28 protein-coding genes and 1 tRNA gene are annotated in these 22867 nt (G+C 47.7%); 22 read left to right on the top strand and 7 right to left on the bottom strand.

Features of this window, described 5'->3' with window-relative positions; translation table 11 throughout:
- Positions 1-291 precede the first annotated feature (291 nt).
- On the bottom strand, positions 292-570 hold the full coding sequence (locus QM529_03690; protein ID MDI9313765.1) for a hypothetical protein: 279 nt from the start codon (positions 568-570) through the stop codon (positions 292-294).
- 121 nt (positions 571-691) lie between these two features.
- Positions 692-2050: a homoserine dehydrogenase gene (locus QM529_03695; GenBank protein MDI9313766.1), complete on the bottom strand. Its 1359-nt coding sequence runs from the start codon at positions 2048-2050 to the stop codon at positions 692-694.
- A gap of 301 nt (positions 2051-2351) precedes the next feature.
- Between QM529_03695 and QM529_03700 the strand changes: the two genes are divergently transcribed.
- From QM529_03700 to QM529_03745, 10 genes are read left to right on the top strand one after another with little or no spacing between them, the layout of a single operon-like run.
- Positions 2352-3395 (top strand): NAD(P)/FAD-dependent oxidoreductase, encoded by a 1044-nt coding sequence (locus QM529_03700; protein ID MDI9313767.1) that lies wholly within the window; start codon positions 2352-2354, stop codon positions 3393-3395.
- A gap of 6 nt (positions 3396-3401) precedes the next feature.
- Entirely contained in the window at positions 3402-3731 is a 330-nt protein-coding gene (locus tag QM529_03705) for a 2Fe-2S iron-sulfur cluster-binding protein (protein MDI9313768.1), read from the top strand.
- A gap of 15 nt (positions 3732-3746) precedes the next feature.
- The gene (locus QM529_03710) at positions 3747-4874 is read left to right on the top strand and encodes an NAD(P)-dependent oxidoreductase (GenBank protein MDI9313769.1); all 1128 of its coding nucleotides are present in this window, start codon (positions 3747-3749) and stop codon (positions 4872-4874) included.
- Between the two features lie 21 nt (positions 4875-4895).
- The gene (locus QM529_03715; protein MDI9313770.1) at positions 4896-5189 is read left to right on the top strand and encodes a DUF2849 domain-containing protein; all 294 of its coding nucleotides are present in this window, start codon (positions 4896-4898) and stop codon (positions 5187-5189) included.
- A 33-nt stretch (positions 5190-5222) separates the two neighbouring features.
- Positions 5223-6893, top strand: a complete 1671-nt coding sequence (locus QM529_03720; protein MDI9313771.1) for a nitrite/sulfite reductase — start codon at positions 5223-5225, stop codon at positions 6891-6893.
- Positions 6893-7252, top strand: coding sequence for a DUF934 domain-containing protein (locus QM529_03725; GenBank protein MDI9313772.1), 360 nt, complete (start codon positions 6893-6895; stop codon positions 7250-7252). Before QM529_03720 ends, QM529_03725 begins: the two co-directional genes overlap by 1 nt.
- A gap of 20 nt (positions 7253-7272) precedes the next feature.
- The gene (locus tag QM529_03730) at positions 7273-8025 is read left to right on the top strand and encodes a phosphoadenylyl-sulfate reductase (GenBank protein ID MDI9313773.1); all 753 of its coding nucleotides are present in this window, start codon (positions 7273-7275) and stop codon (positions 8023-8025) included.
- Positions 8026-8045: 20 nt separating this feature from the next.
- Positions 8046-8975: a sulfate adenylyltransferase subunit CysD gene (gene cysD, locus QM529_03735; GenBank protein MDI9313774.1), complete on the top strand. Its 930-nt coding sequence runs from the start codon at positions 8046-8048 to the stop codon at positions 8973-8975.
- Positions 8976-9021: 46 nt separating this feature from the next.
- Positions 9022-9792, top strand: a complete 771-nt coding sequence (locus QM529_03740) for an FkbM family methyltransferase (protein MDI9313775.1) — start codon at positions 9022-9024, stop codon at positions 9790-9792.
- Between the two features lie 25 nt (positions 9793-9817).
- The gene (locus tag QM529_03745) at positions 9818-10657 is read left to right on the top strand and encodes an FkbM family methyltransferase (protein ID MDI9313776.1); all 840 of its coding nucleotides are present in this window, start codon (positions 9818-9820) and stop codon (positions 10655-10657) included.
- On the opposite strand, the gene QM529_03750 is transcribed toward QM529_03745, so the two are convergent.
- A complete protein-coding gene (locus QM529_03750; protein ID MDI9313777.1) occupies positions 10654-11013 on the bottom strand; it encodes a dihydroneopterin aldolase in 360 nt (119 codons plus the stop codon). The genes QM529_03745 and QM529_03750 overlap by 4 nt on opposite strands.
- A 26-nt stretch (positions 11014-11039) precedes the next feature.
- Here QM529_03750 and folK point away from each other — a divergent pair, with 26 nt between their 5' ends.
- Genes folK through QM529_03765 form a run of 3 tightly spaced genes read left to right on the top strand, consistent with a single transcriptional unit; the run spans position 11040 to position 14697 of the window.
- Positions 11040-12617, top strand: a complete 1578-nt coding sequence (gene folK / locus QM529_03755) for a 2-amino-4-hydroxy-6-hydroxymethyldihydropteridine diphosphokinase (protein MDI9313778.1) — start codon at positions 11040-11042, stop codon at positions 12615-12617.
- Positions 12614-14293: an AarF/UbiB family protein gene (locus QM529_03760; protein MDI9313779.1), complete on the top strand. Its 1680-nt coding sequence runs from the start codon at positions 12614-12616 to the stop codon at positions 14291-14293. Before folK ends, QM529_03760 begins: the two co-directional genes overlap by 4 nt.
- Complete coding sequence (locus QM529_03765) at positions 14290-14697, top strand: hypothetical protein (GenBank protein ID MDI9313780.1); 408 nt, start codon at positions 14290-14292, stop codon at positions 14695-14697. Before QM529_03760 ends, QM529_03765 begins: the two co-directional genes overlap by 4 nt.
- A gap of 1 nt (position 14698) precedes the next feature.
- Here QM529_03765 and QM529_03770 read toward each other — a convergent pair whose 3' ends face one another.
- A complete protein-coding gene (locus tag QM529_03770) occupies positions 14699-15196 on the bottom strand; it encodes a diacylglycerol kinase (protein ID MDI9313781.1) in 498 nt (165 codons plus the stop codon).
- A 130-nt stretch (positions 15197-15326) separates the two neighbouring features.
- Here QM529_03770 and QM529_03775 point away from each other — a divergent pair, with 130 nt between their 5' ends.
- The 3 genes from QM529_03775 to QM529_03785 all read left to right on the top strand — a co-directional run bounded on the left by QM529_03775 (position 15327) and on the right by QM529_03785 (position 17291).
- Positions 15327-15695, top strand: a complete 369-nt coding sequence (locus QM529_03775) for an HU family DNA-binding protein (protein MDI9313782.1) — start codon at positions 15327-15329, stop codon at positions 15693-15695.
- Between the two features lie 68 nt (positions 15696-15763).
- Complete coding sequence (trxB, locus tag QM529_03780; GenBank protein ID MDI9313783.1) at positions 15764-16708, top strand: thioredoxin-disulfide reductase; 945 nt, start codon at positions 15764-15766, stop codon at positions 16706-16708.
- Positions 16709-16766: 58 nt separating this feature from the next.
- Positions 16767-17291, top strand: a complete 525-nt coding sequence (locus QM529_03785; protein MDI9313784.1) for a gamma carbonic anhydrase family protein — start codon at positions 16767-16769, stop codon at positions 17289-17291.
- A 5-nt stretch (positions 17292-17296) separates the two neighbouring features.
- Here QM529_03785 and QM529_03790 read toward each other — a convergent pair whose 3' ends face one another.
- Positions 17297-17776 (bottom strand): hypothetical protein, encoded by a 480-nt coding sequence (locus tag QM529_03790; GenBank protein ID MDI9313785.1) that lies wholly within the window; start codon positions 17774-17776, stop codon positions 17297-17299.
- A gap of 258 nt (positions 17777-18034) precedes the next feature.
- Between QM529_03790 and QM529_03795 the strand changes: the two genes are divergently transcribed.
- The 3 genes from QM529_03795 (at position 18035) to rpoH (ending at position 20467) form a co-directional block, all read left to right on the top strand.
- Entirely contained in the window at positions 18035-18532 is a 498-nt protein-coding gene (locus QM529_03795) for a DUF4065 domain-containing protein (protein MDI9313786.1), read from the top strand.
- Positions 18533-18535: 3 nt separating this feature from the next.
- Positions 18536-18874, top strand: a complete 339-nt coding sequence (locus tag QM529_03800) for a hypothetical protein (protein MDI9313787.1) — start codon at positions 18536-18538, stop codon at positions 18872-18874.
- A 459-nt stretch (positions 18875-19333) separates the two neighbouring features.
- Entirely contained in the window at positions 19334-20467 is a 1134-nt protein-coding gene (gene rpoH, locus QM529_03805; protein MDI9313788.1) for an RNA polymerase sigma factor RpoH, read from the top strand.
- Positions 20468-20473: 6 nt separating this feature from the next.
- On the opposite strand, the gene QM529_03810 is transcribed toward rpoH, so the two are convergent.
- Positions 20474-20872 carry a GFA family protein gene (locus tag QM529_03810; GenBank protein ID MDI9313789.1) on the bottom strand — a complete coding sequence of 133 codons (399 nt, stop codon included), beginning with the start codon at positions 20870-20872 and terminating at the stop codon, positions 20474-20476.
- A gap of 152 nt (positions 20873-21024) precedes the next feature.
- A tRNA-Arg gene (locus tag QM529_03815) sits at positions 21025-21101 on the bottom strand.
- Positions 21102-21190: 89 nt separating this feature from the next.
- On the opposite strand from QM529_03815, the gene QM529_03820 reads away from it, so the two are divergent.
- From QM529_03820 to QM529_03830, 3 genes are read left to right on the top strand one after another with little or no spacing between them, the layout of a single operon-like run.
- Entirely contained in the window at positions 21191-21502 is a 312-nt protein-coding gene (locus QM529_03820; protein MDI9313790.1) for a DUF1476 domain-containing protein, read from the top strand.
- Between the two features lie 31 nt (positions 21503-21533).
- Positions 21534-22082 (top strand): ubiquinol-cytochrome C chaperone family protein, encoded by a 549-nt coding sequence (locus QM529_03825; GenBank protein MDI9313791.1) that lies wholly within the window; start codon positions 21534-21536, stop codon positions 22080-22082.
- A gap of 15 nt (positions 22083-22097) precedes the next feature.
- The gene (locus tag QM529_03830; protein MDI9313792.1) at positions 22098-22862 is read left to right on the top strand and encodes a hypothetical protein; all 765 of its coding nucleotides are present in this window, start codon (positions 22098-22100) and stop codon (positions 22860-22862) included.
- Positions 22863-22867: the final 5 nt, after the last annotated feature.

Genomic DNA, 22867 nt, shown 5'->3' on the forward strand with positions numbered 1-22867 from the left:
TTGACCTCGGTATAGCCATAATAACCGGCGAGGGCCGATATTTTGCTATCATAGGCACCGTTCATGGCCGTGGCCGGCAATGTTGTCAATAACGGCGATGCGACGAATAATGCGGCAAGTAACTTGGTTGATTTTTTCATGATGCTCATATTGCGGTTTATAATTATAGACAACCATAGATAGGTTCACCCCTTTAGTCAATTCATAAAATATCATCGATTAGGCAGAAATGGATGATAAATGGGTTAAAATGGTTGCAGGTCTTTGTTTCCAGTCTTACTAACTTGTTTACTAATTTGGCACATTGCCATTTTTGTCCAATTTGCCCTTATCTTGCAATGATTTTTTGACCTCTTTATTTTCCAATACCATTGGGCAATCAAAATTATAACCATTATATTCGGTGTATAGGCCGAGCAACAGCGGCGGGCTGGCGCCCGAGCCATTGCTGACGCTTTTTGCGCCACTGGCCTTGCATTGCATATAGGCGGTTTGTAATGGCGACAGGTTGGCGCAGGCGGCTAACAATAGGCAAGCCATAATGGCCGCTAGTAAGGATAGTTTTTTCATGATTTTTTATGCCCCAATATATGTCCCGATATGTCCCATTTATAGGTCGCGCACAATAATTTGTAAGAATGGATAAACTTTAGCCAGGTCATAGGTTCGTTCGCCGATGTTGTCAATCGCCCTATAACAATTTCATCACCACGGGTTCTTTTAATATCGCATCCAATTCTTTTATTTTGGTAATGGCTTGGGCGATATTTTCGCGGCGCGTGGCGTGGGTGATGATGGAGATATGGACCGGTCTATCATCGTTCTGGTGTAATTTTTCTATCGATATAGCGGCGTCGCGCAAAATGGTCGAGCAGGTGGCGATAACCCCAACCTTGTCGGCAACGCTCAGGCGGATATAAAACCGCGCCTCGTCATCGCTGACATTTTTAAAAGATAATTTGTTATTCATAATATCAGCAAATGGCCGACCAAATGGCAGAAGATGGGGCAGGTTGTGCGCCGCTTGCGGTGTTTTTTCGCCCGCGTCAATTTGATTATTCTGCGCGGTGATAACATCGGCCAACACGGCCGACGCGGTCGGCATGCCGCCCGCACCGCGGCCAATTAACAGCAACGGCCCGCGGGCGGTGCTTTCGATATTGATGGCGTTTAGCGCATCCCCCACCTTGGCCATGATACGATTTTTTTCTATCAACATCGGCTCGACGCTCAACATCATCTGGTCGTTCATTTTTTTGGCGGTGGCAAATAATTTTATCGAAAAATTAAACAGGCCGGCGTAATGAATATCAACGCTGTCGATATCGCGCACGCCACGGGTATAAATATTGTCGATATTCGGCATGGTGCCAAATGCCAATATCGTCAGGATAACCAATTTATGCAGGGCGTCGGTGCCGTCGATATCAAAACTTGGGTCGGCCTCGGCATAGCCCTTTTGCTGGGCGTCGGCCAACACCTCGGCAAAGGGCAATTTTTTTGCCTTCATGGTGCTTAAAATATAATTGCAGGTGCCGTTGACGATGCCGTAAAAACCACTGATATCTAGCGACCGCAACGAATTTTTTATCGTGTCGATAACCGGCACCGCCCCCATCACCGCGGCCTCGAAATACAATTGGCTATTATTTTTTTCGATGGCGGGAACGAATTCGCCGGCGCGCATTGCCAGCAGTGCCTTGTTGGCGGTGATAATGGTTTTGTGGCGGTCGATGGCCGATTGCCAAATGGCCGGCGCCACGCCATCCACCCCACCGACTAGCTCGACCAGCGCATCGTAATCAACATCCCTCGCCATTTCCTCGGCCGATGAAAAAAATTCATAGGTAGAAATATCGATGGCGCGTTTTTTGTTTTTATCGCGCGCCGATAGGCCGACGATAGAAATCGGTTGGCCTATGATTTCTTGCCCCACTTGCCCATTGCCATCGGTTATTTTTTTGTTATGCTCCTCGATAAGTTGCACCAGGCTGGCCCCCACCGTGCCAAGGCCGGCGATGGCAAGACGAAATGGTTTGGATTGCTTCATGTGATTGGTCGTAAATGCGTGATAGAACTTGTGCGATGTTAAAAAAAACGATAAAGATTACGCGACAAAAAATCCACCAAAATTTTTTTTCGCCACCCACCAATTTGTGGCGAAAATAGGAATAAAACAATCGTCCAAAAAAATAAAATAGAATAACATTCTCTTTTTAAGCAAAAAATAGGAATAAAATAGAATTTAATTCTATAATTATTAAAAAAAAGGAATAATAATCTATTTTACCTATTTAAAGCTTGAAACAAATCGAGAAAAAATCTATAGAACAAATTATAAAGGAGCGAAGATGAGCGATAAAATAAAAACGGATGTAGTGATTATCGGTGCCGGGCCGGTGGGGTTGTTTGCGGTGTTTGAATTGGGACTGCATGGTTTATCGGCGCATGTGATAGATATTTTGGGCAAGGCCGGTGGGCAATGCGCCGAACTTTACCCCGACAAACCGATATATGATATTCCCGCCCTGCCGGTGGTGTCGGGCCAGGCCCTGACCGATAACCTGCTACAGCAGATTGAACCATTCGCCCCGACCTTCCATTTCAACCACATGGTTGAGACGTTAGAGCGCGTCCAGGATGGTTGGCAATTAACCACCGACGGCGGTGCGGTTTTTGAAAGCAAAATTGTGGTGATAGCCGCCGGCGGCGGTTCGTTCCAACCCAAAAAACCATCGATAGATGGTATCGAAAATTATGAGGGGCGCGGCGTTGCTTACGCGGTGCGCAACATCAACCAATATGACGGCAAAAATATCTTGCTCGCCGGTGGCGGCGATTCGGCACTGGATTGGACATTGAATTTGGCCGAGCGCGCGGCAAAAATCGGTCTGGTGCATCGGCGGCGCGAATTTCGCGGCGCACCGGCATCGGTTAAAAAATTGGAGGAGATGATAGAATCCGGCCGCGTGCAATTTTACCTTGGCAACCCAATAAAATTATTGGGCGAGGATAAATTAAGCGGCGTGGTGATAGAAAACGACGGCGTCGAGCAAACCGTGATGGTCGATAATTTTTTACCCTTTTATGGCTTGAGCATGAAACTTGGGCCGCTTGCCAATTGGGGGCTGACGCTTGGCACGGGGGAGAAGGTGGCGGCCGATAAAAATTTGATATTGGTGGATACCGAAGCCTTCCGCACCAACCTGCCGGGGGTGTTTGCGATTGGTGATATTAATTATTACCCGGGGAAATTAAAACTGATATTGTCTGGTTTCCACGAGGCCGCCCTGATGGCCATCGCGGCAAAAAAATTGTTATCGCCGGATGAACGGGTGGCGATGCAATACACCACCTCGTCAACCAAATTGCAAAGATTGCTGAAAGTGATATAATAAGCCATGTCGATAAAGGTAAAAGTTAAAAATTATAAAACCGGTAAGGTTGATGAAATCGACGCGCCATTGGGTTACCAATTGATGGAGGCGATTCGCGATAACGACCTGCCGATATTGGCCGATTGCGGCGGGGCAATGGCCTGCGCCACCTGCCATGTTAAGGTAGCCGATGGTTGGGTGAAAAAACTGCCGGCGATGCAAGACGATGAAAAGGACATGCTCGATTTGGTATCGGGCGCGGGAAAAAATTCACGCCTGTCATGCCAGATTTTGATTACCAAGGATTTGGATGGGCTCGAGGTTGCCTTAACCCCGGAATCCTTACGGCAATAACAGGATTAACAAACGATGGATAGTTTTCCGATATTTTTAAATTTGCGCCACGCCACGCCGCTGGTGATTGGCAATGGCCATTTGGCGGTGGCCAAGGTGCGCACCCTGTTGTTGCGCGCTGGGCGGGTTGATATCATGTGCGATACATTGCCGACCGAGTTAAAAAAATTTGCCGCCAGCGGTAAAATAAAAATCTTGCCGCCAATAAAAAACACCAAGGATAAGAAAAAATGGCGTGCGGTTTTGGCCGGCCGGCCGTTGGTGGTTGTCGACCCGCAATTGACGGCGGTTGTCGAATTGTTATACCCATTGTGTTTGGAAATTGGCCTGCCGATTAACGTCGCCGACAATATTGAAAAAAGCAGTTTTTCATTTGGCGCGATGGTCGACCGGCGGCCGTTGACGGTGGCTATCGCCACCGACGGCATTGTGCCGGTGTTGGCCACCGATATTCGGCAAAAGTTGGAGCAGGCGATTCCGGCCGAGGTTGGGCCGCTGATGGCGTTGGCGCGGCAATATCGACCACGCGTTAATCAATTATTGCCGATGGGCTTAAAACGCCGCCTGTTCTGGCAAGAATTTTTGCAGGGCGAGGTGGCCACTATGGTGCGCACCGCGCGCGATGAAATAAATCGTGGCCATATCGATGACGCGGTGGAAACATTATTGGCTTCGTTGTTGCGCGGCGACCATGAAAAATTTCGCCAGCATAATAATTTGTTTTTGCTCGGGTTGCAGGCAAACCAGGGTGGGTGCGATGATTTGTCGCTGGCGATGCTCCAGGCGATTAAAAATGCCGACACGATAGTGGTGATGGGCGAGGACGCGATTTTTTCCGATATATTAAGCCTGGCGCGGCGCGAGGTGGTGATTAAAAAAATCAGCGCGGCGCAACAAACAACCCCGTCGGCTGTGGCGAATATTGTCAGCGACCTGCGGGGGGAAATTACCGCTGGCGAAGCGGTCGCGGTGTTGGCCGCGGCAGAAAATTACGAGGCGATAAAGGCAAGTTTTGAAAAGGCCGGCATCGCGGTGCGCGGCTTCAAACCGATTTATGAAACCGACCAGAACGATGACGCGCGTCAACCCGCGCGTGATATACATTTCACAACCGCCACGACCAAATCCTTAAACAAGCAATAATAAAAAATAACAGGTAAGATCATGAGCAACAACATCAATGTCATCACCGCCAACCGATTGGACGATGGGCTGGTGGTTTATTTTCAATCGGCAAATCCAGAAAACAAGTGGACGCTCGATGTGCAATCGGCCAGTAAATTTAGCGACGACGATTTGCCAAATGCCCTGGTCGAGGCAAAAAAAAATGCGGCGCAAGTGGTGGTTGGCATTTACGATTTTCCGGTGGTGGTCAGCGAGGGTGGAAAAATCATGACCCTGTCGGCCAAGGAAGAAATCCGCGCCCGCCACAAACCAACCATCGGGCCGTCGGCTTAAAATTGCAAACGTAAAAACAACCTATTAAAAAACATGTATCAATATCAAACACAAGACAAAAAATTCCTGACCGAGCGGGTCGAGGAATTCCGTGGCCAAGTTGCCCGCCGCTTGACCGGGGATTTGAGCGAGGAAGAATTTCGCCCCCTGCGCTTGATGAATGGGCTTTATTTGCAACTGCATGCCTACATGTTGCGGGTGGCAATACCCTACGGCGTTTTGTCGTCGCGCCAATTGCGGCAACTTGGCATGATCGCCAAAAAATACGACCGTGGGTTTGGCCATTTTACGACGCGGCAAAATATTCAATATAATTGGATAAAGTTGGTCGACACGCCGGATATTCTGGCCGACCTGGCGGCGGTTGACATGCACGCCATCCAAACCAGTGGCAATTGCGTGCGCAATGTAACGACCGACCCATTTGCCGGTGTGGCGGCCGATGAATATGATGACCCGCGCCCCTGGGCCGAAATCATGCGCCAATGGTCGACCATCCACCCGGAATTTGTTTTCCTGCCGCGCAAATTTAAAATCGCCATCACCGGTGCGCGGCAAGACCGCGCGGCCATTGCCTTTCACGATGTTGGCATTCGCATGGTGGCAAACCCGAATGATAAAAACGAAATTGGTTTTCAAATGCTGGCCGGCGGTGGCCAGGGGCGCACGCCGTTCGTTGCCAAGGTGGTGCGCGATTTCTTGCCGAAAAAACACCTGCTGAGTTATTTGGACGCGATGTTGCGGGTTTATAATCTTTATGGTCGGCGCGATAATTTGTATAAGGCGCGAATAAAAATCTTGGTGCACGAATGGGGCATCGAAAAATACCGCGCCGCGGTTGAGGCCGAATGGCAAAAAATAAAAGACACAAGTTTCGACCTGGATGATAAAATTAAGCAACGTATCCTGCAAGATTTTGCACCCACCAAGCCGCAATTAAAAGACAAAGATTTTTCAGAAAAACATTTGCAACAACAGATGGCCGGCGATAAAAAATTTGCCGATTGGGCAAGCGTCAACCTCGACGACCATAAACAACCCGGGTATAAATTGGTAACGATAGTGCTGAAGGATGCCGAACGTATGCCCGGCGACGCCACCGACCGCGAAATGGCCTTGATTGCCGACCTGGCCGATGAATTTTCGCGCGGCGAAATTCGCGTCAGCTACATTCAAAATTTGGTTCTGCCCTATGTCGAAACCTCGCAGGTTTATAAATTATTCCAAGCCCTCGATAAATTGGGTTTGGCCGATGGGCGGAAAGACATGGCGTCCGACGTGATATGTTGCCCGGGGCTGGATTATTGCAGTTTGGCCAACGCGCGGTCATTGCCGATAGCGATGGATATTATCAAATCATTCGCCAAGACACCGCTGGAAAATAATTTGGGCACAGTGCGCATCAACATGTCGGGGTGCATCAATGCCTGCGGCCACCACCATTCGGGGCATATTGGTATTTTGGGCGTCGATAAAAAGGGCGTCGAGGCCTACCAAATATCCATCGGCGGTAACCCGACCGACGACGCCTCCATCGGGCAAATCTTGGGCCATGCCATTCCGGCGGATGAGATTCCCGCCGCGATGAAAAATTTTGCCGGCGTTTACCAGGCCAATAAGCAAGGCACGGAAACCTTCCTTGAAACCGCAAAAAGAATCGGCGTCGAACAATTTAAAGCCGTCCTGCAGGGGGCAAAAAAATAATGTGGGTTGATTTACAAAATGGCACGGCGGTGGAAACTTTATCACCAGTCGCGACATTCCAAACCGATAAAACAATCGACGAGGTTGCGACCCAGATTCATAATTTGTCGGAAGCGGACGTGGTGGCGATTGAATTTTTAACCTTTCGCGATGGCCGCGGTTTTTCGCTGGCGCACCTGTTGCGGCGCGAGGCCGGTTTTAAGGGCAAATTGGTCGCGCTGGGGCCGGTCCTGCCCGACCAGGCGCAAATGCTCTATCGCTCGGGGTTTGACCTGGCCGATGTTGGCAAAAAAAAATTGGTCGATTGGCAATCAGCGATAAAAAGTTTTTCGGTTTTTTATCAAACCGCCATCAGGTAATTTTTAAAAACGGCACCGCCATGAACGACGCAATATCCATCAATGCCAAGCATTTTTTATGGCAAAAACCATCGGGGCACATCGCTGCTGAAAAAATAAAAACGCTCGGCGCGCGGTTGCAACAGATTGCAAACCAACCCGGGATAAAAAAAATCGCCAATAGTTTATCGGCCGAGGATATGGTGATATTGCACCATTGGGTGGCGGTGGCGACATTATCGGGCGCGGATTTTTTCATGTTGGAAACCGGCCGCTTGCCAACCGAAACCCATGATTATTTGACGCGGGTCGAACAAAAATATAACCTGACGATTGAAAAGATTCTGCCGACAAGGGATGAGGTCGATAAGATGATAGCCGACCATGGCCTGAATGGTTTTTACGATTCGCTGGCGGCGCGCAAGGCCTGCTGTGGCGTGCGTAAGGTTGCGCCGTTGCGCCGCGCGCTTGACGGTGCGGCATTGTGGGTAACGGGGCAACGCCAGGGCCAGGGGGTGACGCGCGATAGCATCCCATTCCAAGAACTAGACACAAGTTTTCACCTGCAAAAATATAACCCGCTGTTCGATTGGTCGGAGGGGGAAGTTTTCGCTTACCTCGCCCAACATGACGTGCCGCTCCACCCATTATACGACCGCGGCTATGCCTCCATCGGGTGCGACCCATGCAGTCGCGCCATCAAGGCAACCGAGGATGTTCGCGCCGGCCGTTGGTGGTGGGAAGACGCCGCCAACAAAGAATGCGGCATTAACGAGGTCAACCTGCAACGATAATTGCGCGCCGATTAACCATCATGACTCAAAAAAATAACCCCCACCTTGACGCGTTGGAACGCGAAGCGATCTATATCATCCGCGAATTGGTGGCCACCACCGAGGGCGAGGGTCGCCGCGCCGCCGTGTTGTTTTCGGGCGGCAAGGATTCGATGGTGCTCCTCCACCTGGCACATAAGGCTTTTCACATCGCCGGCGCGAATCTGCCCCTGCCGTTTGACGCGGTGCATATCGACACCGGCCATAATTACCCGGAGGTCATAACGTTCCGCGACATGGTGGCCAAAAAATACGGCATCAACATGATAGTGGGCGAGGTCGAGGAATCGATAAAAAAAGGTTCGGTGCGCTTGGCGAGCGAAACCGCGTCGCGCAATTCGGCGCAGTCGGTTACCCTGTTGGAAGCCATCGATAAACATAAATGGCTGGCACTGATGGGCGGGGCGAGGCGCGATGAAGAACGCGCCCGCGCCAAGGAACGGGTGTTTTCAATCCGCGATGAATTCGGCGGTTGGAATCCGAAAGACCAACGGCCGGAACTATGGTCGCTCTATAACCCGCATGTCTTGGCGGGTTGGCACTTGAGGGTTTTTCCGATATCGAATTTTACCGAGCTTGATATTTGGGAATATATCGGCCGCGAGCAATTACCCCTGCCGCCGATTTATTTTGCCCACCAACGCGACGTGGTGCGGCGCGGCGACACGATTATTCCGGTGAATGATTTAATGCCGATGCGCCCGGGCGAGCAATTGGAAAAATTATCGGTGCGGTTTCGCACCGTCGGTGACCGCAGTGTTACCTGCCCGGTGCTCAGCACCGCCGACACGATTGATAAAATTATTGCCGAAACATTGGGCACGACCATTTCCGAACGCGCCGCGACGCGGATGGACGACCGCGCCACGGTCGGCGCGATGGAAAAACGCAAAAAAGAAGGATATTTTTAAAATGTTGTTTTATTTTCAGTTGCGTAAAAAAATAAAACGGTGGCTTATGGATCATTCGCCAAATGGTTGGCAATTTCTTAAATCAGCAAAAAAATCTTATACCGATAAATTGCTTAAAAATTATTTAGGCTCGCCGCTTGTCAGGTTAGTGAAAAAATACAAATTGGCAGTCAATGGCGTTATCCAGGTTGGCGGGCATCATGGCGAAGAAATCAAGTCACTGCTTTTGATAGGTATAAAGAGAATAGATATATTCGAACCAGTAAAATATAATTTAGAGAGACTAGAATATATTGTTAAACAACATCAGACAGAAAATAATAAAATAATTATTCATCCATTTGCATTGGGAAATGACAATAAAAAAGTAAAGATGTATGTTGCGGATAATTGGGCCGCGAGCAGTTCTATCTTGCAACCCCAAAAACACCTTGAGTATTATCCCGAGATTGGCTTTAGCACAACCGAGCTTGTCGATATGTTCCGCTTGGATAAATTTATCGGCAAAATAAATAATGCCAATTTTTTAATAATGGATACCCAAGGTTACGAAGTCGAAGTATTAAAGGGCGCAACCAAAATGCTAGAAACAATAGATTATGTTTATTCAGAAATAGCGCGCGAAGAGTTATACAAAGGGTGCGCCATGATAGCTGATTTGGACAGGCTGTTGGTGAAGCGTGGTTTTGTGCGTGCTTGCACAGAATGGTGGGGCGATGGTTATGACGGTAATGCTTTATATATCAGAAAATCGCTTTTAAAAAAATCGCGACCATTGTTGTATTTTTATCTTGGTTGTAACTTTATTACAATTTAGGTAACAAATAAGATGAGGTATTATTATGAATTATTTCAAGCATTGTTATCGGGCGGCGCGCCAATATATTAAAAAAATTCTATTACGATACCTGCCATGGGCGTGGGCGATGTTGCGCTTTGTAAAACAAAAAATAAAATCGTTGATATTGACTGATGCTGACGCCAATAAAATAATCAAAAAATTGATAAAAAAATATAATTTAAATATAAAATCCATGGTGCAGGTCGGCGGCCATTTGGGGCAAGAGATTCCGATATTCATAAATCAGGGCGTGCAGGCGATAGCCGTTTTCGAACCACTGCAAAGCAGCTTGAAGCTGTTGCGGAAGCAATTTGGTAAAAATAAAAAAATTACTATCTATCCGGTTGCATTGGGCAATGACACAAAAAAAATCGCGATGAATGTTGCCGATAACCATGCGGCCAGCAGTTCGCTGTTGCAACCAAAAGAACATTTGGATTACGCCAAACATGTTCGTTTTGATAAAACCGAAATGGTGCAAATGAAAAAAATGGATGATGCGCTTGATAAAAAAAATGATTATAATTTTTTGATGATGGATGTCCAGGGCTATGAATTAGAGGTTTTGAAAGGGGCGACCAAAACATTAAAAAAAATTGATTATGTCTATTCAGAAATCAACCAAGTTGAATTGTATAAAGGGTGCGCGTTGGTTGGCGACATTGATAAATTTTTGGCGCAATATGACATGGTGCGCGTCTACACCAAGTGGATTAAGGAATATAAAAATAGTTTTGGCGATGGTTTGTATATCAGAAAATCGCTTTTAAAAAAATCGCGGCCATTGTTGTATTTTTATCTTTTGCTGACCGGCAGAATTAAGAAAACCAATCTTTCTTAACCGCGTTTTTTCACCCACCTTATCATCGGGGTTGCCTGGCCGCCCAATAATTTCGCAACCTCGGGCTTGGCAATGGTAATGTCGGCGCGGGTCACGGGCGATAGCCCAAGGCAATGGTCGGCGATGCTGTCGGCCAATTCCTCCAACAAATCAACATGGCGCGCGGTGCATATCGCAACAATCGCCTGGCTTAATTTATCGTAATCGACCACGTCATCTATCGCCATTTTTTTTGGCACGGCGCAGGTCAAGGTGACATCGATAACCACCCGTTGTGGTTGCTGTTTTTCGCTGGGGTGGATGCCGAGCGACATCATAACCCCCAAGTTTTTCAAATGAATTTCGTAATCAAGCATGCTATAGAAAATAAACCATAGTTTCAATGAACTTACAAGACACCTTACAAAATTTTTTATCCGGTCATTATCGGCCACAAGCGCGACCATTGGTGATGGCGATTGTCAATGTTACCCCCGATAGTTTTTCGGGCGACGGCATTGCCAATCAAAACATCGGCGACGAAGAATCGGTAGTCGCCATGGTGCGTGAAAAATTGCGCGCCGGCATGGATATTATCGACATCGGCGGTGAAAGCACCCGGCCCGGCGCGACACCGGTCAGCGTAGACGATGAAATAAAACGCCTGACGCCATTTGTTCGCGCGGTGGCGAAATATTTTCCGTCCCTGCCCATCAGTATCGACAGCCAAAAACCGGCGGTTGTCGAGGCGATGTTTTCGCTGGCGGTTGCGCCGCGTTTGATTATCAACGACGTGGCCTTTGGCTTGGATGAAAAGCGCGATGCCGACATGCTCGCCGTCTTATCGCGCCACCACGAAAAATTATTTGGTTATATCGTCATGCACAATGGGGTTGCGCGTGGCAATAAAATTGCCAGCACGGATGAGATGTATAAGGCCGCCATCGAAAAAAATAAAAACCTCGGTGCCAGTTACCACGGCGGCCAATACCAAAATGTTATTGATGATATTAATTATTTTTTTAAGCAGGCGATAGAAAAAATAACCGCCGCCGGCATCGCTAAGGATAAAATCATGCTCGATGTTGGTTTTGGTTTTGGCAAAACGATTGAGGATTCGCTCGCCCTCATCAATAACATGCCGGTCTATAAATCTTTGGGCTTGCCATTGGTGGTGGGGATCAGCCGGAAAAGTTTCATCGGCAAATTGCTGGGACGAGATTTGGCGCAAGATACCAACGCACGTTTGATTGGCGGCACGGTGATGGAATCGGTCGCCCTGCAACGGGTGCTGAGTCATGTAGCAGGGCCAACAAAAACCGACCGCGCGCCACATGATAAAAACCAACCGGACAACAATGACATGTTTCCCGTCATCGTGCGGGTGCATGATGTTGCACCGGCGTTTGACATGGCGCGGGTGCTGGGCGCGCTCCACCATGGCCATCGCCCCGATTATATCATTGCGCTTGGTAGCAACATGAGCAGTAACATGGCGGCCGATAATGATGACGCAAGCGACAAACCAACCAGCCGCGAAAAAAACATCGCAAAAAATATCACGGCGGCTATCGCGGCATTAAACCGCTTGGGGCAGGTCGTGATGGTAAGCCCAATTTATAACAGCGCGCCGCAATATAATGAAAACCAAGATAATTTTTTAAACGCCGTGGTGGTTTATCGCGGGCGGCAAGAACCATTGCAATTGTTAGCCGAATTAAAAAAACTTGAAAAAGAATTTGGCCGCGTCGATAATGGCACGCGCCACCAACCGCGCCCGATTGATTTGGATATTATTAGCTATGGCGAGCAATGTTTAAAGCTTGATAATTTAACCATTCCGCACCCATTGGCTTTTGAACGTGCATTCGTGCTAAAACCATTGTTGGACATCCAACCATGGTTTGTATTTCGCGACCGCGGTTGTTACGCCCGCGACCTGCTGTCACAGGTTGCAGACCAACCAATAAAAAAAATATGATAAAAAAATCTTTTTCTTTCGTCGACGCCGCGTTGTTACTCAGCAAAATTATCCTGCTGTTCGGGGTGTATGATTCGCTGTGGGTTTTTCGCCCCTTTATCAAACGCTGGCAATATTATTTGTTGCGCGGCATTTTTTTTCCGCTAGCCATTTTTTTTCACCTGTTCAGCACCAAGGGCAAAAATTTTAACCGCGCGTTGATTGCCCTGGGCCCGATAGCCATAAAATTTGGCCAGGGGCTTTCGGTGCGCGCCGATATCGTCGGGGCCGATGTCGCCTTCGCCCTTGCCGGCCTGCAAGACAAATTGCCGCCATTCCCGTTTCGCCATGTCGAGCAAACCATCAGCCAAGATTTCAACCTTGCGGTCGACGATATGTTCGAACAATTTGAAACGACACCGGTGGCCGCCGCGTCGGTCGCCGGGGTTTATGCCGCAACTTTCCAAGGGCGCAAAGTCGCGGTCAAAATCCTCCGCCCTAATATCCGTCAATTATTCTTGCGCGACGTGCGGCGGTTAAAAAACCTTGCCCATTGGGCGCAACGTTTTTTCCCGCTGGCGCGCGAAATGAACAGCGTCGCAATCGTCGAAACTTTTGAAAATATTACCGCCAAGGAATTGAACCTAAGGAACGAGGCTTCATCGGCCGCCGAATTGGCGCAGAATTTTATTGCCATGCAGGACAAATTTTACGTGCCGACCGTTTATTGGCAGGGCGTGTCAGACAATGTTTTAACCATCGAATGGGTCGATGGTTTTCGCATCGACGACGACGAAAATTTTAAAAAATACGGGCTGGATAAAGAACAATTGCTCGCCACCTCGGCCGAGGTTTTTTGCTTGCAGGTTTTTCGCGATGGTTTTTTTCACGCCGACCTGCACCCGGGGAATTTGTTTTTTACCCGCCGTGGTGCGCTGGTGCCGATAGATTTTGGCATCATGGGGCGCATCGACCACAACCACCAAATGTTCTTGGCCGAAATGTTATCCGGATTTTTAGAAAGAGATTATGAAAAGGTCGCGCTGGCGCATGAAAAAATCGGCCTTTTGCCGGTTGATAGAATCAACGACCAATACCGCAAAGAATTCACCGCCGCGTTGCGCGCGATTGGCGAGGTCTGGTTGGGCAAAAACAGCAATGATATTTCGCTGGCGAAATTTTTGCCGCAACTTTTTGCCACCCTGCGGCAATTTGGCATGACGCCGCGCACCAACCTGTTGCTGTTGCAAAAAACAATTATCATGGCCGAGGGGCTGTCGCGCATGTTGTCGCGCACCACCAGCATTTGGGAATTGGCCGAACCATTCATGCGCCGTTGGTTGCGTGACAATTACGCGCCGCACAAGCAACTTATTTATTTATTAAAAAATTGGCAACAGACAGACAAGTCATCGCGCAAGGATATTTTGACCGATATAGCTAAGCAAGCGGTCGCGGGTTTTTATAAACTACTTGAAGAGGGTGGGGTGATTGAAAGGATGCTAAAGCATGATTGGCGTGTTCGCTCTCTTTATGTCATTGCAAGGGAAATCATCAGCATATTGAGGACGGAGCGGACGAGGGCGCGCCAGCCAAAAGATGTTGCGCCGCAATATTCCGCCACCCAGCATGCTAGCCACAATAAACCATCAACCACCAAAAAGAACAACGCTAATACACATAAGGATAAAAAATGATAAAAAAAATTAATGTTAAGGGCACCAACGATTTGAACGAACGTTTGCATGACGTGGCGGTTGCCGCGCGTGGCGTGAAGGACAGCGTCAAGGACATAGCAAAACACAATGCCGCCGAATTTGGTGAAAAGGCAAAGCGCGCAAAAGATGCGGCGCAAGAAGATGTGGTCGATTTTGGCCGTAAGGTTAAGGACATGACCATAGACGCCGAGGAAAAGGCCAAGGCCAAAGCCGTATCACTCGGCGGCAAGATAAAAAATAAAATAAAAGGCCTGTTTAATCGCGGCAAGGATGCGGCGATTCAAGCCCGCAACGACGATATCGACGCTTTGAAATCACTGGCCGAACGCCAAGGAAAAAAGATTCAAGAGCTCAGCTCAAAATTGGATAAATTTAAAAAGTAATTTAAAACAATATTTTTAGCACCGGTATAATAACCAATATTATCCATACCGCGCCGTTGAACAGGTAGCATAAAAAAACCGCCGCCGAGCCCATGTCCTTCGCCGCCTTGATAAGCAGGTGATAATCAGGGTGGACGATATCAGCCAAAATCTCCATCGATGAGTTAATCAACTCGAAGGCCAATAACATCAGGTAACCTGATAATAAAAAAAGCCACGCGGTGGGGCTCAGTTCCAAACCGGTCAAGTAATTGGTAAGGAACAGGCTACCGAAAAATACCAGGCCAAGGTAAATCCCCCAGCGGAAGGCTTGCTCCGACACGAAGACAGCGCGCAACCCATCGAGCGAATTGGTGAGGGAGGCGTGAAAACGCTCCAACCCGTTGCGTTGCCATCGGTTATTGCGGCCGATTTCATTAACATGATTTCTGTGGGCGGTTGCGCCAGCTTTGGCCTTGCCGAGGCGCGGCATTGAACGGATGCTATTTTTTATGGCCATGATATATTTTTCTAAAAAAAAACTGCGGATGAGCCTTACGGCAGAAGATTTTTTTCTTTACTTTTTTTGTTGGCTTTGCTTAAAGTCATATCGAACTACCCGAGAGGCAACCTACCTTATTCTGACTATCATGGCAATAAAAAAAACAATCGTTAAAAAAGACATTGCAATGGCGGTGGCGGTAAAAAATAACCTGTCGGTGCTGCGTTGCGAAAAAATTTTGGACGATATGATGAATAGCATCATCAGCGAACTGGCGGCTGGCCATGGCGTTAAATTAGCCGGCTTTGGCAGTTTTTCCCTGCGGGATAAGGCCGCCCGCCCCGGCCGTAACCCCAAAACGCGGGAGGTTGTTACCGTCGCGGCGCGGCGGGTTGTATTATTCAAGGTTGGCACCTATATCAGGGGTAGCCTGAGGGAAAGAACCCCATCGAAAAAAATGATGACCGCAACAAAAATAGAGCAAACAGAACAAGCGCAACAACAAAAACTTGGCTAAGTATGTGGCGCAACCGGCGCGTTACGATTCCTGCGCACCAAGCATAAAAAAAATAAATAAGGATTAAGATGAGCGACACAGAAACCATTCACGATATGATTATCATCGGTGCCGGGCCGGCGGGTTACACCGCGGCGATATATGCCGCCCGTGCCGGCCGAAAACCGCTGATGATTACCGGCCTGCAACCCGGTGGCCAATTGATGACGACCAGCGACGTTGAAAATTACCCGGGGTTTCGCGAAACGATTCAGGGCCCATGGCTGATGGATGAAATGGGGGCGCAGGCCGCCAAGGCCGGCACCATGGTGGTGAATGACACCATCATCAAGGTCGATTTTTCTGAAAAGAAAAATTTTGCCCTGTTCGGCGATAGCGGCAAAACCTATCGCGGTCGCACCATTATTATCGCGACCGGTGCCAATGCAAAATGGTTGGGTTTGCCGGTCGAGGAAAAATTTAAAGGCTTTGGCGTTTCGGGTTGCGCGACCTGCGACGGGTTTTTTTACAAAGACCAAGATGTCTTGGTGATTGGCGGCGGCAACACCGCGATGGAGGAAGCCCTTTACCTTGCCAATTTGTGCCGCCAAGTTACGTTGATTCACCGCCGCAATGAATTTAAGGGCGAAAAAATTTTGCAAGACCGCGTTAAAAACAACCCGAAGATAAAAATCATTTGGGATAGCCAATTGGTCGATATCAAGGGGTCGGGCGAACCGGCGGTCGTCGAGCAGGCGGTGATAGAAAATGTCAAAGACAAAAAACAAACCACGTTAGACGTGCAGGGGATTTTTGTTGCCATCGGCCACAGCCCGGCGACCGAGATTTTTAAGGGGCAACTCGACATGGATAAAACCGGTTACCTGAAAGTTGCCGCCGGCACCACCAATACCAATATCGCGGGCGTGTTTGCCGCCGGCGACGTCGCCGACAGCGTTTACCGCCAGGCCGTAACATCGGCCGGCATGGGTTGCATGGCCGCGCTTGACGCCGACCGCTTGCTTAAGGAATAACCCACGCCATATTGCAAATACGTTGTCCTTGGCTTAGAATAATGGTGAGGCAAGATTTATGACCAAACCACTTATCATTCCATATCGCGGTGTCATGCCGACCATTCACCCCACGGCGCGCATCGCCGCCGGCGCGGTGATTATCGGCAATGTCATCATCGGCGCGGAAAGTAATATCTGGTATGGTTGCGTTCTGCGCGGCGACGACGAACCAATCACCATCGGCGCAAGATGTAATATCCAGGACGGCACGGTCATCCACGTAAACCTAAACATGCCAACCACCATCGGCGACGATGTTTCGGTCGGCCACATGGCACTTATCCATGCCTGCACCATCAAATCGCATGGTTTTGTCGGGATGAAGGGGATAGTGCTCGACGGCGCAACCATCGAAAGCCACGCCATGCTGGCGGCTGGCGCCATGCTGACGCCGCGCAAAACCATTCCGTCGGGCGAATTATGGTCGGGGTCACCGGCCAAAAAAATGCGCGATATCAACGACAGCGATAAAAAAATGATGGATTGGACCGCGCCCCATTATGTCGCCCTCGCCAAAAAAAGCGACCTACCAACAATATAATTTTTTTACGACAGGTCGCCGCGCGCCACCAATTTTTTTGCCCACCAATAGAGGAAGGTAGCTATCGCGGTAATAATAACATAGGTCACGGCCATCATGCTGGCCATGGAGGGTTGCATATCGCCCACCAATGTAAAAAAACCCAAGGCATAATCGCTGATAAAAGCAATCACCATGGTGACCAGCGATACCAAATATAATTGTTCCGCCCATTTTTTACGCGCCAACAATGACGCGGTTGCCAAGACGCCAGCGATAAGCGAAATCGCATAAACCGCATCATACCAAAATGGCAGGTTGTTAAAAAAATCAATTGCGGCCTTGGCTTGGTCTTCGTTCGCGCCCATGCTGGTCATTTTTGCCACCATGTCCTCGGGCGACGATGTAAAATAACAATAGCCATTATACGCGCCCCACAGGCTGAACAGCAGGGCAAAGGTTGCGACCGCCCAAAAGGCAATCTTATTAGTTTTTAATTTATTCATTTTCATGGCGACTAAACTATAACGAAAAAACAAACTTGTCAACAACCAAAAATGGATGATATATGGGCCTTATACATTCCTGTTTAGACATTCATTAAATATCAAGAGTCATTTCAATAGCCTTCAAGCATGGTTCAAAATTTGCAATATAAGTTGTTGAAGCATGCCGAGCTTATTAAGGTGCACTGCTTCTGGTAAGCGATGATGCTTGCAATAAATACTAAAAATGGTTTATACTAGCTTTATAGGAATAAGAACATGACAAACGATAGTAGAGCAGTTGCAAAATATATTGCTGAAATTTGCGATAAGTATGCGGTTGAAAAAAAATTACCACAATATAATTATAATAACACAAAAATACAAAAACTTCTTTATTTTTCTTATGGATGTATTTTAGCGTTCACAGAATCAAGATTAGTAGATGAACAACCTTGCGCTTGGAAATACGGCCCCGTTTTCCCTGATGTGTTTTTTTATATTAAAAATACTGGCAACATAAAATTTTATGAAGATAACCAATTCATTCCTAATGAAAAAGAAAAAACAATAATAGATAACTTGATAAAGAATATCGGAAAATATTCTGCTAATACCTTATCATTAGTTTCCCATGAAAAAGGCTCTCCGTGGGAAAAGGTGTCTGGTGATACAGATTTTGACGATATAACCATAAGCGAGTTATTAAAAATAAAAATACCTGATGATATAATAAAGCCATATTTTAAAAAAGAATTTACAAAATTCATAAAATAAATAATGAAAGATAAGTTTTTATCGGCCGAAAAAAGTGAACCGGGTGATAGGTTGCCTAACTCCGATTTTGAGTATTATGAGAAATTAAGATTACATCAAAAAAATGAACAGATTGCTAGCCTAGCGAAAAAATTTAGATGGCATTTACATTATGTAACAATAATATTGTTATGGATTTATTTTTCTTTGGCTATAATCGTTGCTGTTTATTATTTATTTCCCATAGAGAAATTAGTAGACTATTTAGATAAGGAAAAAATGAGCGCGTTAGCAAATACTATAGTTCAAATTTTAATAGGTTTTATTATAGGTAAATTATCTAATGTTTTGTCAAAACAATGAAAAACAAACCTAAAAAAATTCTCTCCGCATTTCTATGGTGGTCGCCCCTCGTTGTCAGCCTATAGATATGCTATTGACCAATTGGCGCACTTCGTTTTGACTGCCCGACCAGCCAAGAAAATTGGTTAGTCCTTTTCATTTTCTGTCTTGTGTAAGCAGGGATATAAGTGCCCGATGATAGCGCAAGATATTGAAAATTGATTTTCGGGTGCCTATATGCTATGAGAAAGGGTGAGGGCGCGTGACAGACGAATAAATTTATTGCCACCAAATGGTAAAGGTTAGATGATCGCTATAGCCCCTTACGGCCAAGCTATTTTTTTTGAGGGAAGCCTTATCGGTGATAATGCAAAGTTGATAAAACCAAAAAAACGCAGGCGATGTAGATGCCTTGTTATCACGTGCGCAACATAAATTATCGTCCGTTTCCAAAAGAATAAGAAAAAAGGGGAAAATATCATGCCAAACAAAAAAACCACCATTTTGCGCGACGTATCGCCGCCGCCGCCAATTGGCGGGGTCGATGTGATAGCCGCGTTTGACGCCGCCACCCCAGCAAAACAATTGGGCAAAAAATCACCAGCAACGGCAAAAACCATCGACGCGGCCATGGTAAATGGCATGGTAAATAGCATGGCAAATGGCGCGGCGGCCAAGCCCCGCAAGCCGGCAAAAAAATCCACCAGCAAGCCCACGGCCAAGAACACAAGCGGCGGGTTGATATCGGTGGAGGAAGACGGGCTGGCGCGTTATTTACAAGAAATTAAAAAATACCCGGTATTGACCGCGGCGGAGGAGCAAGCATTGGCGCACCGTTGGATAGACCATGGCGACCGCGACGCCGCCCATAAATTGGTTACCAGCCATTTGCGGTTGGTGGCAAAAATCGCCTTTGGCTATCGCGGCTACGGCTTGCCGATGTCAGAATTAATTTCGGAGGGCAATATTGGCCTGATGCAGGCGGTGCGCAAATTTGAACCAGAGAAGGGATTTCGCCTGTCGACCTATGCCATGTGGTGGATAAAGGCGTCGATTCATGATTATATTTTGCGCAGTTGGTCGCTGGTCAAAATGGGCACCACCGCCGCACAAAAAAAATTATTTTTTAATTTGAACAAGGCCAAGGTCAAGTTGCAACAGATGTTGGGGCGGCCATTGGGCGATTCGTTAAACCCCGAACAGGTCAAAACCATCGCCGATAATTTATTGGTCGATGAAAAGGACGTAGCGCAAATGGAACAACGTATGTCGGGCGGTGGCGACCAATCGCTCAGCGCGCCAATACAAACCGACGGCGAAGAAAAATCCGATTGGCAATCTTTGCTGGCCGACAGCCGCGACACGCCCGATGTCTCGCTCGAAGCCGGCGATTTAATCAAACGCCGCCAAGAAACCATCACCCGCGCCATGGCAAAACTTTCGCCGCGCGAACGCGAAATTGTGTTGAAACGCCATTTGGGGGAGGAAGTGGAAACACTCGAAGACCTATCAGCAAAATACGCCGTATCGCGCGAACGCATCCGCCAAATCGAGGGCCGCGCGCTGGATAAATTAAAAGACTACCTCGCCAAGGATTACCGCACGTTGCTGTAGTAGCTATTACTTGCCGATGGTTACCTGCCACCATTTGGGGCGATGGGATATATAAGAATGACTGGTTGGTTGTAATTCTTTTGCTTTTGGGTTGTCAAACACGCCCAACAACAGGGCAAGGGTTGGGCCTTTATCAATCGCGCCAAGACTGCTACCGCATTTTTTGCAAAAGGCACGATAAGAATGGGCGGAGGAATCATATATGGCGGGTTGGTCGCCAACCCATGAAACATCATCCTTGGCAAATTCCACCCATGAAACGGTCAAACCGCCGGTATGTTTTTGGCACATGGTGCAGGAACAGGTATGGGGTTTCGCGTCCGCCCCCTTGGCCATATTGGCGACAAAACGAACCGCGCCACATAAACAACCACCCGTAAATTGTTTTTTGTTTTCCTTTATCATGGTTATATTTTTACAGAAAATATATTAGCACGGCACGAAATGAAGCGCAATAAATTCGCCAGGGTTTGGCCGGAGGTAAAAACAATAAAATTTTTGTCTCGACTGCGGAAGCAAAAGCCTCCTTAGCGGAAGCGTAAATATATTGCTCTTCTTGGCGCGCCTAGCAGGAGTCGAACCCACAACCTTCTGATCCGTAGTCAGACGCTCTATCCAGTTGAGCTATAGGCGCGTGCAAGAAATAAGATATTTTTTGACATAACTGGTTTTTTCTTTTATGGCAATAGGTATATAATCACACAAAGAAAGGATTATCAGACCATGACAAATTTTAATGACCGCGAACGCTCCGAAGAAAAAAAATTTCAACTAAGCAAAGAGCAAGAATTTAAAGCCACCATGCGCCGCAACAAATTGTTCGCCGAATGGCTGGCGGGGGAGGTTGGCGGCGACAAAACCGCCATTGTCGACCGTGTGGTTGATGCCGATTTCGAAAAACCAGGTAGCGACGATGTCGTGGCCGAGGCCATGGCGATAGCCAAGGAAAAAGGCAAATCATTGTCGGCCGAGGCGTTGAATAAAAAATTGGACGAATATCACATTATCGCCAAGCAACAGGTAAGCAAAGAATAGGGGCGCAACCAACAGCAATAAGCTCATGGTTATGAAAAATACCATTGCAACATTGGGCGCAGGGCTGGCAAGGGTAGGGACGTTTTTTTTTGCCACCAAAAAACGTAACAACCAATTGGCCAAACAATGGTTGTATCGTTGCAACATCGCGGCGCGGCAACAAAAAATTATCGATATCCTGCTCCATGGCAACCATATCAAGGATAATACCGAGGGCCGCATGAACGTCGTCGCTATTTTTTTGGCGGTCGTCATGCCGTCCATCAACGACCACAAATTGCGCCAGGCCATCATGAACGGCATGATTAGCGAGATTGAAGATTCCTACCGCGTTGAGGGGGTGCATGACATGGTGGTCGGCAAACGCGTCAAGGCCTTGGCGGCGAAATTATACGCGCGGTTAAAACGTTACCACGCGGTGTTTATGACGCATGACAAAAAAAAATTGGTCGAATTGTTAGAATTTTATTTCGGTATTGGACAAGAAAAAAATTATAAAAAATTGGCGGATTATTTTATCGATTGCGAAAAATACCTGAAGCATAAAGCGGGCACGGCCGACATACCGCCCATCAACTAAAAAAATTATCGCATCATGATGGCAAAAGGGAAAAAAAAACCACTTGTAAAAAATAGCGCGAAGGGCAAAAAAATGGCACGCACCGCCACCGCGCCCACCGCATCCTTGGCTGGTGCGCGCGCCGCACGGGTCAATAACTCGCCCCGCCCCTTGCCCGCCGCCCCGCACCCGCATCATGTGATATTTCGCAAGGGCTGGGTAACCCTGCGCGATTTAAAAAAAAAGCCAATTGAAATAAATTGGCAATTGCAAAAATCCGATAAGAAGCAAGCCGAGATGTTGCGCGCGATTGAAAAACGCCTGCGCCTGATTGCGCTCGACGAATTTACCGCCGATATAAAATGCGAAAAATTGGACAATAAAGTTTATTACATGGCGTCCCATTGGTCGGCGGTGGTGCGGCAACAATGCGTCATCACGCTCGACGAATTTGATGAAAAAATCAGCGGCGACCTGCATCTTGATTTTATCGAAGAACGCTATTACGATGAAAAAAGACATAAGGACGTGGAACCAATCGCGGGCGATGAGCTTGATACGCTGGAGCAAATGGTGCAAGAATTATCCTTGAACCTTAACCCTTTTCCCAAAAAACCCGGGGCGACCATTCCGGTTGCCTTCCGCGCCGAATTGGCCAATGTTAATGGGTTGCCCGATGCCACGCCCCACCAGAAATCAAAAACCGCCGCGCCAACCAAAGCCATTGCCCAACAACCAATGGCGAAACCATTTGCCAACCTGGCCGAAAAATTAAAAGCAAAAAACCAAAGCAATAAATAATAAAA

The sequence above is a fragment of the Hydrotalea sp. genome (assembly GCA_030054115.1).
Lineage (GTDB): Bacteria > Pseudomonadota > Alphaproteobacteria > JASGCL01 > JASGCL01 > JASGCL01.

Excerpts from the sequence above, each read along its gene's own strand:
- QM529_03690 (MDI9313765.1), bottom strand. The coding sequence starts at position 570 with ATGAAAAAACTATCCTTACTAGCGGCCATTATGGCTTGCCTATTGTTA.
- QM529_03695 (MDI9313766.1), bottom strand. The coding sequence starts at position 2,050 with ATGAAGCAATCCAAACCATTTCGTCTTGCCATCGCCGGCCTTGGCACG.
- QM529_03700 (MDI9313767.1), top strand. The coding sequence starts at position 2,352 with ATGAGCGATAAAATAAAAACGGATGTAGTGATTATCGGTGCCGGGCCG.
- QM529_03705 (MDI9313768.1), top strand. The coding sequence starts at position 3,402 with ATGTCGATAAAGGTAAAAGTTAAAAATTATAAAACCGGTAAGGTTGAT.
- QM529_03710 (MDI9313769.1), top strand. The coding sequence starts at position 3,747 with ATGGATAGTTTTCCGATATTTTTAAATTTGCGCCACGCCACGCCGCTG.
- QM529_03715 (MDI9313770.1), top strand. The coding sequence starts at position 4,896 with ATGAGCAACAACATCAATGTCATCACCGCCAACCGATTGGACGATGGG.
- QM529_03720 (MDI9313771.1), top strand. The coding sequence starts at position 5,223 with ATGTATCAATATCAAACACAAGACAAAAAATTCCTGACCGAGCGGGTC.
- QM529_03725 (MDI9313772.1), top strand. The coding sequence starts at position 6,893 with ATGTGGGTTGATTTACAAAATGGCACGGCGGTGGAAACTTTATCACCA.
- QM529_03730 (MDI9313773.1), top strand. The coding sequence starts at position 7,273 with ATGAACGACGCAATATCCATCAATGCCAAGCATTTTTTATGGCAAAAA.
- cysD (MDI9313774.1), top strand. The coding sequence starts at position 8,046 with ATGACTCAAAAAAATAACCCCCACCTTGACGCGTTGGAACGCGAAGCG.
- QM529_03740 (MDI9313775.1), top strand. The coding sequence starts at position 9,022 with ATGGATCATTCGCCAAATGGTTGGCAATTTCTTAAATCAGCAAAAAAA.
- QM529_03745 (MDI9313776.1), top strand. The coding sequence starts at position 9,818 with ATGAATTATTTCAAGCATTGTTATCGGGCGGCGCGCCAATATATTAAA.
- QM529_03750 (MDI9313777.1), bottom strand. The coding sequence starts at position 11,013 with ATGCTTGATTACGAAATTCATTTGAAAAACTTGGGGGTTATGATGTCG.
- folK (MDI9313778.1), top strand. The coding sequence starts at position 11,040 with ATGAACTTACAAGACACCTTACAAAATTTTTTATCCGGTCATTATCGG.
- QM529_03760 (MDI9313779.1), top strand. The coding sequence starts at position 12,614 with ATGATAAAAAAATCTTTTTCTTTCGTCGACGCCGCGTTGTTACTCAGC.
- QM529_03765 (MDI9313780.1), top strand. The coding sequence starts at position 14,290 with ATGATAAAAAAAATTAATGTTAAGGGCACCAACGATTTGAACGAACGT.
- QM529_03770 (MDI9313781.1), bottom strand. The coding sequence starts at position 15,196 with ATGGCCATAAAAAATAGCATCCGTTCAATGCCGCGCCTCGGCAAGGCC.
- QM529_03775 (MDI9313782.1), top strand. The coding sequence starts at position 15,327 with ATGGCAATAAAAAAAACAATCGTTAAAAAAGACATTGCAATGGCGGTG.
- trxB (MDI9313783.1), top strand. The coding sequence starts at position 15,764 with ATGAGCGACACAGAAACCATTCACGATATGATTATCATCGGTGCCGGG.
- QM529_03785 (MDI9313784.1), top strand. The coding sequence starts at position 16,767 with ATGACCAAACCACTTATCATTCCATATCGCGGTGTCATGCCGACCATT.
- QM529_03790 (MDI9313785.1), bottom strand. The coding sequence starts at position 17,776 with ATGAATAAATTAAAAACTAATAAGATTGCCTTTTGGGCGGTCGCAACC.
- QM529_03795 (MDI9313786.1), top strand. The coding sequence starts at position 18,035 with ATGACAAACGATAGTAGAGCAGTTGCAAAATATATTGCTGAAATTTGC.
- QM529_03800 (MDI9313787.1), top strand. The coding sequence starts at position 18,536 with ATGAAAGATAAGTTTTTATCGGCCGAAAAAAGTGAACCGGGTGATAGG.
- rpoH (MDI9313788.1), top strand. The coding sequence starts at position 19,334 with ATGCCAAACAAAAAAACCACCATTTTGCGCGACGTATCGCCGCCGCCG.
- QM529_03810 (MDI9313789.1), bottom strand. The coding sequence starts at position 20,872 with ATGATAAAGGAAAACAAAAAACAATTTACGGGTGGTTGTTTATGTGGC.
- QM529_03820 (MDI9313790.1), top strand. The coding sequence starts at position 21,191 with ATGACAAATTTTAATGACCGCGAACGCTCCGAAGAAAAAAAATTTCAA.
- QM529_03825 (MDI9313791.1), top strand. The coding sequence starts at position 21,534 with ATGAAAAATACCATTGCAACATTGGGCGCAGGGCTGGCAAGGGTAGGG.
- QM529_03830 (MDI9313792.1), top strand. The coding sequence starts at position 22,098 with ATGATGGCAAAAGGGAAAAAAAAACCACTTGTAAAAAATAGCGCGAAG.